The 16,732-nt window shown below is 45.1% G+C and carries 15 protein-coding genes; 2 read left to right on the top strand and 13 right to left on the bottom strand.

Annotation, left to right across the window (positions count from 1 at the left end):
- Window positions 1–468: 468 nt before the first annotated feature.
- Together ASG85_RS14800 and ASG85_RS14795 are read right to left on the bottom strand one after the other, a co-directional pair.
- Window positions 469–1,047, bottom strand: coding sequence for a GNAT family N-acetyltransferase (locus tag ASG85_RS14800; RefSeq protein WP_060646656.1), 579 nt, complete (start codon window positions 1,045–1,047; stop codon window positions 469–471).
- A 189-nt stretch (window positions 1,048–1,236) separates the two neighbouring features.
- The gene (locus ASG85_RS14795) at window positions 1,237–1,785 is read right to left on the bottom strand and encodes a VanZ family protein (RefSeq protein ID WP_060646665.1); all 549 of its coding nucleotides are present in this window, start codon (window positions 1,783–1,785) and stop codon (window positions 1,237–1,239) included.
- Between the two features lie 304 nt (window positions 1,786–2,089).
- Here ASG85_RS14795 and ASG85_RS14790 point away from each other — a divergent pair, with 304 nt between their 5' ends.
- A complete protein-coding gene (locus ASG85_RS14790) occupies window positions 2,090–2,491 on the top strand; it encodes a VOC family protein (RefSeq protein WP_060646655.1) in 402 nt (133 codons plus the stop codon).
- Between the two features lie 358 nt (window positions 2,492–2,849).
- Here ASG85_RS14790 and ASG85_RS14785 read toward each other — a convergent pair whose 3' ends face one another.
- Both ASG85_RS14785 and ASG85_RS37860 read right to left on the bottom strand, forming a co-directional pair.
- Window positions 2,850–4,013 (bottom strand): DUF4317 domain-containing protein, encoded by a 1,164-nt coding sequence (locus ASG85_RS14785; protein WP_057306825.1) that lies wholly within the window; start codon window positions 4,011–4,013, stop codon window positions 2,850–2,852.
- A gap of 602 nt (window positions 4,014–4,615) precedes the next feature.
- Entirely contained in the window at window positions 4,616–4,831 is a 216-nt protein-coding gene (locus tag ASG85_RS37860; RefSeq protein ID WP_156390238.1) for a hypothetical protein, read from the bottom strand.
- Window positions 4,832–4,943: 112 nt separating this feature from the next.
- On the opposite strand from ASG85_RS37860, the gene ASG85_RS14780 reads away from it, so the two are divergent.
- The gene (locus ASG85_RS14780) at window positions 4,944–5,432 is read left to right on the top strand and encodes a helix-turn-helix domain-containing protein (RefSeq protein WP_162257260.1); all 489 of its coding nucleotides are present in this window, start codon (window positions 4,944–4,946) and stop codon (window positions 5,430–5,432) included.
- 161 nt (window positions 5,433–5,593) lie between these two features.
- Here ASG85_RS14780 and ASG85_RS14775 read toward each other — a convergent pair whose 3' ends face one another.
- The 9 genes from ASG85_RS14775 to ASG85_RS14735 form a co-directional block, all read right to left on the bottom strand.
- Window positions 5,594–6,700, bottom strand: a complete 1,107-nt coding sequence (locus ASG85_RS14775; protein WP_235549440.1) for a mandelate racemase/muconate lactonizing enzyme family protein — start codon at window positions 6,698–6,700, stop codon at window positions 5,594–5,596.
- Window positions 6,701–6,728: 28 nt separating this feature from the next.
- The gene (locus tag ASG85_RS14770; RefSeq protein WP_057306827.1) at window positions 6,729–7,490 is read right to left on the bottom strand and encodes an SDR family NAD(P)-dependent oxidoreductase; all 762 of its coding nucleotides are present in this window, start codon (window positions 7,488–7,490) and stop codon (window positions 6,729–6,731) included.
- Between the two features lie 69 nt (window positions 7,491–7,559).
- On the bottom strand, window positions 7,560–7,838 hold the full coding sequence (locus tag ASG85_RS14765) for a GntR family transcriptional regulator (RefSeq protein WP_156390239.1): 279 nt from the start codon (window positions 7,836–7,838) through the stop codon (window positions 7,560–7,562).
- A 118-nt stretch (window positions 7,839–7,956) separates the two neighbouring features.
- Window positions 7,957–8,823 (bottom strand): phytanoyl-CoA dioxygenase family protein, encoded by an 867-nt coding sequence (locus ASG85_RS14760; RefSeq protein ID WP_057306829.1) that lies wholly within the window; start codon window positions 8,821–8,823, stop codon window positions 7,957–7,959.
- 84 nt (window positions 8,824–8,907) lie between these two features.
- Window positions 8,908–9,180, bottom strand: coding sequence for a hypothetical protein (locus tag ASG85_RS14755; protein WP_057306830.1), 273 nt, complete (start codon window positions 9,178–9,180; stop codon window positions 8,908–8,910).
- 695 nt (window positions 9,181–9,875) lie between these two features.
- A complete protein-coding gene (locus ASG85_RS14750; RefSeq protein ID WP_060646652.1) occupies window positions 9,876–11,690 on the bottom strand; it encodes a family 43 glycosylhydrolase in 1,815 nt (604 codons plus the stop codon).
- 61 nt (window positions 11,691–11,751) lie between these two features.
- Window positions 11,752–14,130 (bottom strand): glycosyl hydrolase family 95 catalytic domain-containing protein, encoded by a 2,379-nt coding sequence (locus ASG85_RS14745; protein ID WP_060646651.1) that lies wholly within the window; start codon window positions 14,128–14,130, stop codon window positions 11,752–11,754.
- Window positions 14,131–14,205: 75 nt separating this feature from the next.
- On the bottom strand, window positions 14,206–15,129 hold the full coding sequence (locus tag ASG85_RS14740) for a glycosyl hydrolase (protein WP_235550129.1): 924 nt from the start codon (window positions 15,127–15,129) through the stop codon (window positions 14,206–14,208).
- 25 nt (window positions 15,130–15,154) lie between these two features.
- The gene (locus tag ASG85_RS14735) at window positions 15,155–16,711 is read right to left on the bottom strand and encodes a glycoside hydrolase 43 family protein (protein WP_156390240.1); all 1,557 of its coding nucleotides are present in this window, start codon (window positions 16,709–16,711) and stop codon (window positions 15,155–15,157) included.
- Window positions 16,712–16,732: the final 21 nt, after the last annotated feature.

Here is a 16,732-nt window from a genome sequence, read left to right as displayed (position 1 = left end):
TTCAATTGTATTTGAGAAAGAAAGATGCCTCTTAGTAAGTATGATTCCTCGAAAATTTGTTGCTTGTGCGACATGTGTTTCTTTCGCTATATCGATTCCCACAATGAGATGAGTCGTGGAAATTCGTTCGATCCGTTGATTTTGACCGTCAGATTGCTTAAACTTCATAATAAGAGCGCCTCCTTGATGGTGTTGGGTTATACCCTTTGACAAACCCATCATACCGAGGCGCTCCTTTTCTTTCAAAGTCCAATTCTTAGGACTAACAGGAATGTTTAGNCCTTGATGGTGTTGGGTTATACCCTTTGACAAACCCATCATACCGAGGCGCTCCTTTTCTTTCAAAGTCCAATTCTTAGGACTAACAGGAATGTTTAGTTGAGAAGGCTGCCGATCCAATACTGTCGGCAGCCTCCTCCTGTTCAGCCGCTGATTTATTGAAGTATCGTTTTTCGTTAGCTTAATGAACTACACCTTAACTCCCCACTCACTTTTACCAAGCTTGTAATAATTATATCTCTCGTTATCTAACTCGATAACTCCTTGAAAAATGAACCCGCATTTTTGTATTACTCTATTTGACGGTATGTTTCGTATAAGAGCAAGCGCATTGAGCATCTCAACGTTCGTATTCTCAAATAAATACTTGGTTAACCCTTCTGTAGCTTGCGTGGTATAACCTTTGCTTCTATGATCATTTGAGATTGCAAACATAATTTCTCGGTTTGGACTCGGCAATTCCTCTTTAATTCCTGTACAGCACCAACCGATAAAATCTCCCGATGCTTTCAATATGATTCCCATCCGAAGGCGAAGCTCACCTATGACCCCACCTTCGGATACGGTATTTAGAAACTGTTTGTTTCCAGGTATTTCATAATTCGTTAACCAATCTTTCCGCTGTTCTTTAGATACATTCCAACCAGGCAAGTATTCATTTATTTCAGGTTGCCATGTTAAAGAATGAAATTGATCCAGATCATCAATTATGTACTCTCTAAGGTAGACATCCTTACAATCAATAGTAAAGATATTTTGTTCGCTCAACGTCTACACCCCATCAACTGGTATTTGTATCCATGACTACTATAACATGTCGTGTTACTGTCGTAGTTGATAAGTGTTAATTATTACTAAACTATCCTGTCAGTTATTTTACAAGAAAATGAGAACAATCTGCCGGCCACAGCGAACTGTTCCCTGGTTAATTACACTAGCGTTCTGCGTCGGCGCAATCTAGAGTCTCAATCTCATCATGAATAATAAATATAATATAACAGGCAATCCTATAGCAGATATTATTGTGATTACGGTACGTACTTTTTTCTCATCTCGTAATATAAACGCTAAAAACTTATACCCTAAAATACCAATCAATCCACCCAAACAATTTAAAATTATATCATCAATATCTGATGTTCCAATGCCTAAGAGCCCCTGCGTGATTTCAACAGATAAACTCACAAAGAATATAAACAACAAATTGGTTATTACTCTTTTGTCCTTTTTGAATAATGACAAATAAGTACCAAGAGGAATAAGAATAACTATATTACCAACCACATTACTAAAAGCGAATTTTTTTATAGTCGCAGAACCGCTAAGTATATATTCCTTTATACTATAAAAAGGAATAAGATTGATTGACCTATTTAAAGTCCTTTGACTATTAAACATCTCCAAAAGTGAAATTCTTGATAAGAACAATAATTTAATTAAAAAAACTATGTAACAAATGAAAACACCATATAAAAAGATTGTTTTAATCCGTTCTCTTTTATTCATAATACCTCCATTTTTCATTTTATCCCTGCTTATTCTCTGACGTTCAGTTTATAATTTAAAGTTCATTGTAGTGAAATGTCAATCCGCTGGATTACAAAACGTACTTCTCTTTGATGCGGAATCCATTCTTGGACAGATACCTTGACGGAGACGATGCTGGAGCAGACAAGTAAATAAGTTTAGAAACCGCAGAATGCATGACAGGAATGTTATACCTTGCGGTTTTCTTTTATAAGATTCGCTTCTGCTGGCAGAAGTAGAGTATAGTAGGACTAGTTGAAATATATTCCAGGAGGCTACAGCCATGTCACAGGAGATTTGGATTAACCTGCCAGTCAAAGATGTTGAGAGCTCAACTGCCTTTTTCAATGAGATTGGATTCCATGCGGTGAGCTTTGGTAACGAGAGAGCCAAGCTTGCCATAGGCCAAACAACGATTCTGCTGTTCCCGGATGCGGCGTTTGAGAAATTCACAGGTTCAAAAACCGCAGATACTTCCCATAGCGCAGAAGTAATATTTTCCATTGGTGCTGAAAGCAGAGAAGAAGTAGATGCCTTTATTCAAAAAGTAGAGTTTGCCGGAGGAAGCATCTTTGGCAAACCGAGTGAAATTGACGGCTGGATGTATGGCGCAGGATTTGCCGACCTGGACGGTCACCGCTGGAACCTGCTGTACATGGATGAGAGCAAAATGCCGAAACGCTAATATGGAAACGCCGGCCACCTGCTTAAGGTCACCGGCGTTTTTTTACACCCCGTATAATCTCATATTTGTCATTCAAATCAAAATCGTTGCTTAGAAGGAAAAATTCGTGGGTTAAACGAATACAAATCACCTGGGTTAGCCGTTAATTTATTGGTCTTACATAAACTATATTAACACATATTGGAACTAACCTGCCCGTTAGCGGAACAGGCTACCGAGAATAAATCTGCGGTAGCCTGTTTTGGTATTTTATTGAGCAATCGGTTTGTGTTAGTTGAACAAGCTGCCGATATCGACTATCTTTGCTTCTGAGAACGATAAAATCGTATTAATAAATACCCGTGAACGTTTCTCTACTCTACAACGTCTCCGTACTGAGCGTAAATCCTTCGATCACGGCGTCTTCGTCGACCTCGATCAAGATGCATCGTTTTCCTTGATAATTCACCTGCTTCACGTACTTTAAATCTTGCGGACTCACTGAAATCGTGGCGATCTTCGTATCAATCTTAATCGATTTCGAATTGAACTTCGGAATGACGCTGCTTGCTTTGAGTTCATAGTTTTTGTTGTCGACGACCGTTTGAAACGCTCGTTCCACCTTTTCCAACGTCACGTTCTCCACGCCGCTCACTGTTAGCATGCGTTCCACATCTTTATAGTCCAACTTCGGAGGTTCCTCCTCCTCGTTAGTCTCAATGACCCGATGAATTTCCTCGTACACGTGAGCGATCGTTGAAGCGTCGAGCTGATCTCCCGCCACTTCTTTCACGATTTCCTCAAAAATGGCTCTCTCTTCTTGCGCCGTCACGGTCTTCTCGGCATTCAAAACTTGCTCGATGAAATGCAAATTCGGTTCGTTGGCTTTACCCGTGCAATACAGAATGCGATTCATGTCGGAATAGTTGTCCGTCACACTTGGATAGAAAAAACCTTGCTCCGGCGAGTTCAATTTAATGATCGGATCTACGAAGACATTATATTTGAATTCCCGCTCGACGTAATCAAACATGAGAGTTTTCCGCTGTTGCTCAGTGGAATTCACACTGCACAGAATGAACGGATTCGCGAACATCTCGTCCTTTTCGCTCTCCTCAGCCTCTTCATTCCTGATCTTGGTCGGCTTAAAATATTGTCCTTGGACAAAAGTAATGACCGTATCCCGTTCATATTTGGTATCCGCCAACATTTTCTCCACCAACAGGAGCATCAGATCTTGCCATTCTTCCGGATTACCGGTCACTAAACCTTGATGGAGAAGCACCTGTGAAGGCCTCTCCGCTTCATCCTGAAACTTTAACTCGAACATCTTCTGATCCAATTCGCCGGTTAGCAGTTTTTTGAAATTGGCCATATATAGTTCCTGTTTCTCCCTGTCCAATAGGGCGAACGGCTGACGCTCGTAATGATAGATCTCGTTGCTTTCCTTCATGATATACACGTTAAGAATGTTGAAAATTTCAAGCATGTCGTGATCCAACTTAAGCTGCTTGCGAATATGTGCGAGTTCTTTCTTTATCATGGTCCTTCTGACGCTCCTATGAAGTAAAATGGCCTTACTAGTACTAACGATTGAACTAGAAATTTGTATCGGATGATTTGCCTCCCTGAGTGTTCACATCAAAACAAAAGCCCTTTATGAGAAGGGCTTCCACCGTTACTTCCCTTTATTTCCGTTCCAAACTTAGAGTGAATAGCACTCCACATGTCTCGTAATTGGTTTAATAACTACTTTTGAAGACTTGGATAAACTACTTCCTGTATGTTAATGCATTATTATAGATTTCTCAACAATTTTGAGAATCTATCCTCACTAATTCTGAAAATTTTCTCAAAAATTATGACAACACACAATTATTCATTTCTCATAAATTCCGAAAATCCAGTCTCAACAACTCTGGAAACTTTCTCAATGTGATATTCCAGAATTAATTAGAAAACGGAGCCCGCAAATCCGCGATCCTCCGTTTCTTCTGTTTCAGAATTGTTTAGAAATTAAACTAGCCCACGGCGAACATGAGTGTTTGTTGCAGAATTCGTTTGAAAAAATATTTAGAAATAATTCTACGAATGCATAATTATACAAAGCATTATTTGATCCTAATCACCCCTTCAATATTCTTATTAATTGGCTTTAATTACAGTTTTTTCAATCAAATAATTTTCGGCAATCGTAGTAACGCCTTCAACACCTGGCCTTGGCAGTATATCCGCGACAGCTCGCAAATAAGTTGGATACAGATCATCATCGGGTGAACACAAATCCATATCATTTAAGAGCTGCAGCCCCCTTGCATTGTAATGCCCTTGGAAGGAGAGTACCTCTTCACCTACATTCACATATGAAAGATGAGCCTGCCAATGTAACCTCTCAGGTTAAGTTGGCACACCATCTAACATCATGTTTGCCTTATCCTACTTGTCATCGAGTATATTCAATGCAATTAATCTCATGGAAAAGAATGGAACCATTTCATTTGCACTGGACTTCGTTTCTTTCGATAACAAGATCAAATCTTTGGAAACGCTTGAACAAATCAATCTGGAATTCATGAATTTAATGGAAACCATTGTGGCTAAAATTGTACAAAATCGGGATGAGAAATCCGAAATTGTTGTCTCGAATGCGTGTCGATTTATCAATACCCATTACATGGATAGATCATTAACCGCGAATCTCGTTGCTGATCAATTCAAGATCACTCCTGCTTATCTTGGGAAGATGTTTCCGGAACATCTCTCTCGTTCTATCGCTGATTACATTTCGGAGGTCAGACTTGTCAAATCGTCTGAGCTGCTGAAGGGTACGTCCCTGAATATTGATGAAATCCTCGAGAAAATCGGTTGGGAGAACAAGAAGCACTTTTTCACCTTATTTAAAAAGAGGTTCGCAACAACGCCTACTGAGTATCGACTGAAGTCGAAAACAACGGAATATTAACACGAAAAAATACCCGACAGCAATTGTCGGGCATTTTTTATGTTATACAGGACTAATGGTGAGCTGTTCCGGTAGGATTCCCGAATAGAGAAGTACGGTCAGAGAGGATTGCTCTCTGTCCAATAATTAACTTGTATAGTACTCTATTTTAAAGCGTACGGTTATCTAATCCGATATTCCTCGAAATATCTTGGAAGAATAGTTGTCGAAGCACCTGGCATCTGAGGCAATACATAATGCCCATCCTTTACGGTTGCTGGCTCTTCAAAAATATGACGAATCCACGGGATGTATTCAAGCATGATAGCGCCTGGCGTAGATGCAACTAGATGTAGGTGAATTTGACCCATATCGCCGACATGCGGGCAGATTGGCACATCATAGGAAGCAGCGAGGCCTGCCACTTGCAGCCATTCTGTGATACCACCAACACGCGTTACGTCTACTTGGCAATATTCGATGGCACCTTGGTGAATATAATCTCTGAACGCATATTTGTTATACACGTGCTCCCCAAGAGCAATCGGAACATTTAGCGCATCCGCGAGCTTTTTGTGACCCAAGATGTCATCTGGATTCAGTGGCTCCTCCAGCCAGAACAAATCAAATTCTTCCAGCTTTTTTCCCCAAGTCATAGCCGTATTGATGTTCCATTGCTGATTGACGTCAACCATGAAAATGACATCGTCACCGATCGCTTTTCTTACTGCCTTACAACGATCATAATCCTCACGCGAATCCGGTTTACCAACTTTGATCTTAACACCCGTAAAGCCTGACTCTACAATGTCAGCACAATCTTTAACCAAACGCTCTTTCGACCAGTTCAACCAACCGCCATTTGTATTGTAGGCTTTAATCGGTTGTGATTTAGCTCCCCCAAGGAACTGCCACAGTGGTTTATCCACGGATTTTGCCATAATGTCCCAGATCGCAATATCTACAGCCGCAAGTGCCATATGGGTTACGCCAGATCTGCCAATCCAATGCATTTTGCCAAAACGCATGTCATTCCATAGCTCTCTAACCATAAACGGATCTTTGCCGACCAGCAGTGGTGCATAGTATTTATCGATCGTATCCACGATCATATCATCGCCATGGGCACACGTACCTGTGTATCCATATCCGATAAAGCCTTCATCCGTAAAGATACGAACACCGGCTAAACCCCAGTGTGTTGCGATATTAATCGCATCTGTAATTGGCGGTGTAATCGGCACATGCAGAACAAAACTTTCCACTTTTGTAATTTTAATGTGTTCCATCTCCTTGATTGTATGATATTAATATGTATTAGTAACCAAGTGACGCTCCGCCATCGACGGGAAGAGCAACACCTGTAACGAAACCGGATTGAGCGCTTGCTAGAAACAGCGCAGCTTGAGCAATTTCCTCTGAAGTTGCGGGTCTACCGATTGGATGCATATCATTCAAAATCTGAACCGTGGCAGCCGGATCATCCTGCTCCCCAATCCATTGCTGCAGAAGTGGCGTCGAGACGCCAGCTGGACATATACAATTCACTCTGATGCCATCGGGCGCATAGTCAAGGGCTAATGCCTTGGTCATGGCGACGACTCCTCCTTTGGTTGCGGCATAAACGGGATTCATCTTTTGTCCGACCAGACCGTTCAGCGAGGCCATATTGACAATCGATCCTCTCGTTTTCCTTAAATATGGCAGCGCATGTTTGACCGTAAGGTACACACTCTTCAAATTAATGTTGAAGAGACGATCCCACTCCGCTTCCTCCACATCTTCTAAGAATTTCGGCAAAATGACAGCTGCATTATTGACGAGGATATCCACCTGTCCAAAGCGTTGTACGGTTTCTTGAATAAGCGATTGGACATCCGCATCTTTAGAAACATCGACTTTCACCGTTGCAGCTTGAAGTCCGGAAGAGGTTAATATATCCGCCAATCGCGCTGCTTCCTTCTCATTCCAGTCGGCAATGACGACCGCTGCACCTTGGGAAGCGAACAAGCGGACAATTGCTTCGCCAATACCCGATCCGCCACCTGTTACGATCGCCGTTTTTCCTGCTAAATTCATTGACATACCTCCTATTCCAAATCATATATCATGTATGATTTATTCCAAAAAAATTATACAAAATAGTTTCTAGTCCGGATGTGCGATTGTTTTTATATGCTTGAATCGAATTTTCTCTTCGTATTCATTCGGTTTTCTACTAGACCATGTTTGCATAGCCTGCTCGAGTTCCTTTATAACTGAACTTGGTATTTTGGGGGCTGCTTTCTTAATCGCCAAACCTTCCAGTTCGATCCGAATTTCGAACATCTCATCCAGCTCTTGCAGTGACATTTCGGCCACATACATCCCTTTAAATGGCACCGTATTAACTACGGATTCGTTCCTTGATCTATGAATAAATTTCATCGGTTAGTACATAACGGCAAGTCATTTTCTTGTTATATCATAAATCATACACGATTTATTATGAAAGATAAAGAGGAAGATCGTCGATCTGCAAATTTGCGTTAAATTGTACGAGCGATCATGCTCCATGCTCCATTTTCTCCATCAGCCAATCCTTCAACGTTGCAACTTTATCTGGAAATTTGATACTACGTGCCAGAAACCCAAATCCGTGGGAAAGCATGGGATCCTGATCCGTCGGCTGATACCTTAAATCAACGCTCCAACGAACACCATCCGAATTATTTGGTGTGGACATGTGAAGCAGACGATCATTGAATAGAATAGCCGATCCTGCTTTTACCGGCAGCGCTACCGTTTCCCGTTTGCCTAGCTGGTCTTCATGAAGCGCTGTATATCCAGTGCCGGTATGGCTTTCCCTGTGCCACTCCAGCAGCTTGGACCCTTGTGTTCCTGGCTTCACATGGAGGCACCCGTTCTCCAACGTTGCATCAACGAACGAGATCCATACGGTGATTACAGGGTTGGCATTGGCATCAGGCCAATAGGATTTGTCTTGATGCCAGGGAACGGCTCCAGCGGCAACGCCGGGCACCTTCGGACGGACATTGTAGACTGGGCTGCTGAATATTTCTCCACCGATCAGTGACTCGACGGCATCAAGAATTTTTGGGCTGCTCATTAAATGATAATACCCAGGGATTCTGTCTCTCCATCCTCTCCCGTACTTCAAGAAATCTTGATCCGCCAGACCTTGAAACAATTCTGCTAATCTGAATTCGAACGGTCGATCTTCCAGTTTGTCCTCAATCCTACCTTCATCGTACAATTCATTAGCAATCCTGGACACTTTCTCCGTCATCGCCTGTTTAACAGGTGCCATATCTGCTTCCGTCAATAGATCGGGTAAGATAATATATCCTTCCCGCTTATAGATATCCAGCTGTTCAATTGTTAAACTTCCGCTCATTTCTTGGAACTTCATGTAAGATCATCCCCTTAATGTCATAATGTTTCTCTTGTTTAGATTATCATCGCTGCGCTACTATGTATTTAGAGAAGATTCCTCTCATTTATAAAATTTTCCGCTAAAATAGTAATTCCAAGGATCTGCTCCTGCCCTTACCTTCGTTCTAACGTTTTCAAGAAGCTCTTTGGTGAGTCCTACACCAGGATGTGTAAACCCGGCTTCATCGGTTACCTCTGTAATCGTTGGCAGATAATCTGTAAAAATCGAAGTTGTTTCTGCCTTAACGGCAACCGGCAAAACGGTTAAACATAGCTGTGTTATCATTACAATTGTTGTTATACATGATAACAATTTTTTTACCTTAATTTTCATATGCGATCTCCATTCCCATTTTAAAATTGATGGCGTTATTCTGCATATTCTTGGGGATTACTATAATACATTTACATTTTCCACCCAAGGACCGCGTAGATTAACAAATATATCAATCTAATTGATCATATATGGGTGGGGTTTTACTGGTGATGCTGTTGCTAGAATAAGAGTAATTGCTTTCTAAATTGTTTAAAAATTTATCTTCTTAACCTCCTCGCATGGTGATTGTTTCTTGTATTTGTTTCTTCTTAGTAATTTCCTGATTGATTATTATTGCCATTCCCGGACTGATCTCTTCATGATCTGTTATCCAGTTGTCTCATTCTGGTAAGCGCTTACTTTAATATAATTTTAACAATGCCAGCGGTTGTGCGTATATATCACTTTTCCCTTATTCCTTGTAATTTTCAAAAAAAACCTGTGCACTAAGGCAACAGGGCTCATCTGGGTTGCGTACAGTCTGAACGGAAGATAAATACGTTGGTTGTTGCAAAAAGCGTACATACGATTCCCCCAGATCATTTTCAAAGCCCCTATAACATTTCTTGCTTCAACCTCCCGTTTCTACTTTTCTGTAGATGCACCTGTAACATATAAAGAACCGCCTCGTTCCCGATAAAGGAGAGAAGCGGCACGAAAGCGAACCTTTCCTATTACGCCTGAATACTTGGGTTAGGGCTACATAGCATCCTCTACAGTTTCACCTGTTGCATCAGCCCATCTTCGCCGAAGGTGAGGGGGTCTATGCAGACTTCGCGGTGATAGCCTTTTCCTTGTGTAAACCGGGTCAGCGGCGTTACAAACCGGTGATACGCAATCCAATACTTATCGGTGCCCGGCTCCTGGAGAATCGAATGATGAGCGGTGCCGAGCATATCCTTTTCCTTATTTTTGACAAGAACCGGGTAGCGGTAAGTTACTGGACCGTAAAGATGCTCCGCCGTGCCATAGTTCACGTGGTAATCCTCGCTGCCGGTGTCATCGCAGGACCAAGTGAAGTGATACTGCCCGCCGCGCCTCAGAACGGTGACCGCCTCCCGGAAGTCGTGCAGTCCGGCAAGATTCTTCATCGTATCCTCAATGACGCTTACCATATCTTCGCCGAGCTGTACGATTGCAGGGTGTGCATTTCCAAACAGCATGTAAGCCGTACCGTCATCCTCAATAAAGACGGATGGATCAATGGTCTGGCCCATGGCGATACCAAGACGCTTCATCTGTTCCATGGTAATAAGCGGCTGCGGCTGCGCGCGAAATGGGCCTGCCGGAGTCTCGGCAACCGCAACACCTATGGCGCACTCTCCGCTTTCCATTTTGCCGCAGAAATAATAGTAATATTTACCATTTTTTATGGCGATGGCTGGTGCCCATGCGCTGCCGACAGCCCAGGGTACATCTTCCGTCGCAAGATCCAAAATCACGCCTTCGTCTTTCCAAATGCGCATGTCAGCCGAAGAAAACGCATGAAATTGCGTGCCCGACCAGCCCGTGAAGCCGTCGGTTGTGGGATAAAGGTAATAGCAGTCGCCGAACTTCACAAGATCCGGGTCAGCGAATTGTCCGGGCAGCACCTGATGGCCGTCGCCAAACACTGCCAGAAGGCGGCTGCATTCCTCAGCGATAATAGGGAGGACTCCGCCGTGGCGCTTCTTGGTTTTCCCCAAATTGAACGACCCTTCCGGCAGAACCCGGAATTCACCGCTTTCAAGGTCGGAGGTCAGCAAGGGGAGGTAGCCCTTTCCTTCCGCAAAGCGATCCACAATAAGGCACCACTCCTCGCGGTCGTTCAGCTTGAAAATTTGCGGCCCTTCCACACCTAACAATTCCTCCAAAGCAGGAGCGGACAGATTGGTAAAAGAGTCTTTTTCCAGTGATGTGCCTTTTTCGACCCGGATATTCTTAGTCGTTTCATCCTTGGAATAACGGTAGTAGGTACCATTATGGGCAATGATCGTGGTATCAATGATATGGTTATCCCGTTCAATATACTTTTCAGGCGCTGTGAAGCTGCGGAAATCCCTGGTACGGGCACTATAGATCTTTTGTTTCCGCTCTATTTCCTGCGGCTCCTGCGTCGCGGAGGCCCAGAACACCAGGAATTCGTCCGCGGCTTCGTCATAAATGGCCTCCGGCGCCCAGACGCAGCCGGCACCCGGTACGCCAAGCGTGACTGCCCACGATGAAGACCAGTGCACCAGATCAGCGGATTCCCATACGATAATGTCCCGGCTTCCAGCATTCACCGCAGTGTCCCAGCCTTTTCCGTTTGCAATGCGGAGATCCGTGGCAATTAGATAAAACTTGTCCTCCTTAGGCGAGCGCACGATAAACGGATCCCTCACGCCCTTTTCCCCTAGTTCCGAACGTAGAACCGGTAAGCTCGCGTTCAGGTCTTTCCAATGCAAGCCGTCCTCACTATAAGAGAAATAGACCTGTTCACCCTCAAGCTGCTCCCCGATAAAATGTACCAAAAGGTAACCTGAATATTGGCTGTTATGTACTGTCAAAATAAAGTCCTCCCCTTTATGGATATGATGTCTGTCTGTGTGGGTTTAAAGACAAAAGTCTTCAAACGGTCGATACCACGTAACGTTTACCGCTTTCAGCATGGAACCCGATACATCCGTTCCCCATAACAGAATAAGCAACTTCTTCGCCATCCTGCGTAATCCTGACTTTTTGCTTGGTGAGGACTTTGCAGGTCTGTGTTATGGAAACGGCGATTTCCGCCTTTGACAATACGCCATTCTCCCACTCAAGTTCGACCTCATACGCCCCTCTACCCCGCAAGCCTTTGACATATCCGTCTTTCCAGGCATCGGGCAACGCCGGCAGGAGTTCCAAGCAGCCTTGATGCGATTGCAGCAGCATCTCTGCAATCCCCGCTGTGGCGGCAAAGTTTCCGTCGATTTGGAAAGGAGGATGTGCGTCGAACAGATTGGCGTAAACACCGCCTCGGCCACGATGAATCGAATCTTCTTCCTTAACGAGCGACAGTAAATTCGAGATTAACCGCTCAGCGCGGTTGCCGTCCTTGAATCTTGCCCATAGGCCGATTTTCCAACCCAGACTCCAGCCCGTTCCCCCGTCTCCCCTTATTTCAAGCGATGTCTTCGCAGCTCGGAACAGATCGGGAGCAGACTGCTCCGTAATCAGACGCCCCGGATAAACCCCTACAAGATGAGAGACGTGACGATGATGGACATCTTCCTCCTCGAAATCTTGGAACCATTCCTGCAATCGACCGTTCTTGCCGATTTGAAGCGGCAGCAGCTTTTGCTTCTTCTCTGCCAGTGTCTTTGCAAAATCTTCATCAATCCCAAGCAGATTCGCAGACATGATGCAGTTGTAGAAACATTCGCCAATCAGAGACAGATCCATGGTCGCCGCTGCGCTTACGGCATGGCGCTTATCGCCAACCCGGAATTTCAGCTCGGGAGAGGTGGAAGGCGAAGTAATCAAATAACCGTCTTGATCTTCCATGAGCCAATCCAGACAGAATAATGCCGCTTCCTTCATGATGGGGTACGCGGTTTCCCGTAAAAACGCTTCATCCCCGCTGAAAGCATAATGCTCCCACAAATGCTGGGTCAGCCATACGCCTCCCATCGGCCAGTACGCCCATACCGGGTCTCCATCGCCATAATCGCCAACCGGTGCCGTCTGGGCCCAAAGATCCGAATTATGGTGCGCCACCCACCCTCTTGCGTCATAATTCGTTTCAGCAGTCTTCTTTCCATTCAATGCCAATCTGTGGATAAAATCAATCAACGGCTCGTGCATTTCCGCCATATTGCAAGACTCTGCTGGCCAGTAGTTCATCTCGGCATTAATATTAAGCGTGTGGTTGCTGCTCCATGGCGCTCTCGTTTCCTCATTCCATATGCCTTGCAGATTGGCAGGCTGGGTTCCCGGGCGGGAGCTTGCAATCATCAGGTACCGGCCATAATGGAACAAAAGCTCCACAAGCCCCGGATCGCTGCTGCCATATTCAGCAATTCGCCGATCGGTCGGCATATCGGAGGGAGCTTTGGACTCTCCCAAAGACAAGGCAACTCTGTCAAACAGCTTGCGATGATCGTCAAGATGCCGGTTTCGAATCTCCTCATACGTCATACCGCTAACAGCCTGGATGGCATCCGTTGTGATTTTCCGCGGATCCCGTTCGGAATGGCTCGCGCCAATTCTTTCGTCAAAGGAGGTGGCTGCGCTGAAAAACAAGGTCGCGCTGGTCGCTCCGACAACGTACAAACCGTCTGCATTAACCTTCAACGTCCCGCCTTGATGCACCACAGCCAATCCGCCGTGGAACTTCAAAGCTTTTGATGACTCAGGCGCGCCGTAAACAATGGGATTTTCCGAGTTGTAGTAGCTGGGCCATACTTGCTCAGGAGCTGTACCGGATATCATATATTGTTTTTGATCGGCATCAAAGGACGATGCATAATGAATGGGACTGTCCAGCCAGGCCCGAAAATCGAGCATCCCTTCCTTGCTCGACGTCAGATGCACGACAATGGATTGATCGGGATAAGAAGCGAATGTTTCTCGGGTATACTGAACGCCGCCAACGTTATAGGTAACCGTCACGATGCCGGTTGACAGATCAAGCTTCCGGCTGTATTGGTGGTTCACATCGCCATGATGCATCACGAAACGAAAGTCTCCGAAAGGCAAATAGGATTGCGTATAGGGACCCATCATTTCCTTGCAGAGACGATCCGCTTCCTCATAGTTCTCTTGGGCAATAAGCTCTCTCACCTTCGGCAACACGTCTTTGGCCCCCGGATTATTCCAATCTTTAGGGTAACCGGACCAAAGCGTGTCCTCATTCAATGCAATGCGTTCTTTCTCAACTCCGCCAAATATCATCGCGCCAAGTCTTCCGTTTCCAACGGGAAGGGCTTCCGTCCAATAAACGGCGGGGGACTGAAATTGTATTTTCATGTTGATTTCCTTTCCTTCTAATTCAGAATCTTACTCGTTGTTCATACCGAATAATCGAAACGATCTCAGGTTTGCTTACTCGCAGGTCGGAGGCATAAGCTTCAGTTCAAACGGCCGGTCTCGGTCGCATACCAGCTTACCGTCAACAACGTCCAATTGGGCTACTTGTATGGAGGAACGCCGTGTTCCGTAGGTGTAGGAAGGAGGCTCTTGCCCGGTTAATCTTTCCGGATGGGTGAAATAAAAGATATAGGCTTCGTCCCCTGAGCAGACTACATCCGCATGCAAGCCAATTGTGCCGTCATCTTCCCTCGAGCCTGGCTGATCGAGAATGAGGCCGTTCCGTTCCCAGTCGATCAAATCATCCGATCGGTATACACCTTGCCCTCTCCACTCGTCCACGATTAACCAATAATATTCTTTGAACTGAAAGACATTAGGCCCTTCATGTCCCCGTCCCTCAATAATCAGCCCTACACGTTCCCAATGGTATAGATCCTTGCTGTCGGCGGCGTAGGTGTTGTTGTCTTCTTTGAACCACATTCTGAACAGGCCGTTAGGGAGACGGTAAATACAAGCATCTATAATATTTGTCTCGCTGATATCCAGCCTGGACTGAAACGTCCAATTGAGGAGATCTGGACTTGTATAATGGAGCATGTCCGCCCGACCTACCCAATCCTCAGGTACCCCTTGAATATAAGTGACATACATATGGTAAATGCCTTCATGCCAGTAAATCTCAGGCGCCCAGAATGTATTTCTTCCCCACTCGATGTCCAGCCCCGGGAGTGTTCCCCGGTAAACCCAATCGTTCCCATCTTTGGATGAAGCAACACCGAGATCAGTGCCGTGCACCCAGGCAAATCGACGATCTTCCACCGTTGCCCTGCGGTTTGTGTAAATCATCCACCATTCCTTGGCTTCTCTGTTCCAAATAACGACCGGATCCGCTGCTCCGTCATAAATAGGGTCTCGATACAATGGCGTTTTCATCATAGCCTCCAGTGTGTGTTCGTCATGGTTACATTTCTCCTGCAATCTCATAACAAAATTGGTCTACATCAATATAACCCTGTTCACTCTCGCAGTTATAGCTGTATAACCCGATCCGATCTCCCCTATAATTCCCCCACCCCAGCTGATAGGCGCCTCCAAAGCTCGTGAAATGATCCCCATCGACGCTATATTCGAACTGGCTGATTCCGTCTAAGTTCCACACAGACCTTAACCATAGGGTGCAACCTGATAATTCCGGTCCCCATTCCATCGTTCCCGAATGGTTAAATTTCAGAACCCTTGTCCCATTCTGTTGGTGTACGCCAATCATGCAATAGGTTTGTGCAAAATGGCAAAGCCCCGCTTCTTGCCCGTCTGCCATGCCGCTGATCTCTATTTTAACGGTTACCTCATTGTGAACCGTTCTAAACGCTCTTTGCGAAATTATGTTGCATACGGTAAAGAAATTGTCCTTATCGATGGGTTGGCATGCGTTTAGACGCAAATAACCGGTCCTTTCCGTTAACGACCATTTGTCGGCTCGCGGCTGATGGTTCCATTCCCAATGCGGCTCAAGCACCGCTCTGTCAAAATCGTCGTTTGTGGAAAGAACCGTTACGGGATGTCCGCTTATGGGCTTCCTGCCTCCCCATACCATCTCCCCGATTCCGTCACCGTCCGTATCGTTTCCGATGATCGGCCATCCGTCAATCCACGTTACGGGCAGCAAGTGAAGCGGTCTCCCCTCGTACTCGCCCGTTCCTTGATGCGAAATAAAATACCAATCACCGGAAACGGTCTGGACAAGTCCACCTTGATTCGGCTCCCGGTCTACATCCTTGCCATGCGTATGGATAATCTCCTTCTCCTCGTAGGGCCCATAAATATGTTTCGCCCTTAACATCATGACGACTCTGACTTCAATGCCTTCCTCACAGCGAACCTCGCTGTGGAAAAAATAGTAGGTTCCGTTTATTTTATAGAGCTTATTGGCTTCGCTCCCTTTGTGCTGATGAATAATCGTATCGCTGTCATGCAATAGTTCTTTGCCGTCTTCACTTAATTTAAATAAATGGATATTATAGTTATCGGCAAAATTAGTGGCAACAAAGTAGCCTTGTCCGTCATCGTCCCAAAACGGACAGCAGTCGTCCCAGCCGCTAACCTCCCAAACTTGATGAAGCGGTTCCCAAGGTCCCGCTGGATCGGCAGCCGTGCTCATAAACAATCCTTCATCGGGCGTGAAAAAATACACCCAATATTTATCCTTGTGGAATCGGATCGCGCCCGCCCAGACTCCTCTGCCATAACGGTTCATTCGATTGTAGTTATATTCAGGGCCGATACTCGTCAAATCATCCACAACATGCCCGATCATTCTCCAATTAACAAGATCTTTGGAATGCAGTATCGCCATCCCCGGAGAGCAATGCAAAGTAGAGGAGATACCGTAATAATCATCTCCGACTCTAATCACATCCGGATCGCTATAATCTCCCGGCAAGACAGGATTGACATAAGTGCCGTCCCCCTGATCTCCCCAAGCTCCCTTCTTCGATAACAGATTGTAGTTATCTTCCATAACAGAATCATCCTTTCCATT

The organism is Paenibacillus sp. Soil724D2 (genome assembly GCF_001427935.1).
Lineage (GTDB): Bacteria > Bacillota > Bacilli > Paenibacillales > NBRC-103111 > Paenibacillus_E.
Note: the sequence above shows the minus strand (reverse complement) of the source record. Positions and strands in the feature narration are given on the sequence as shown.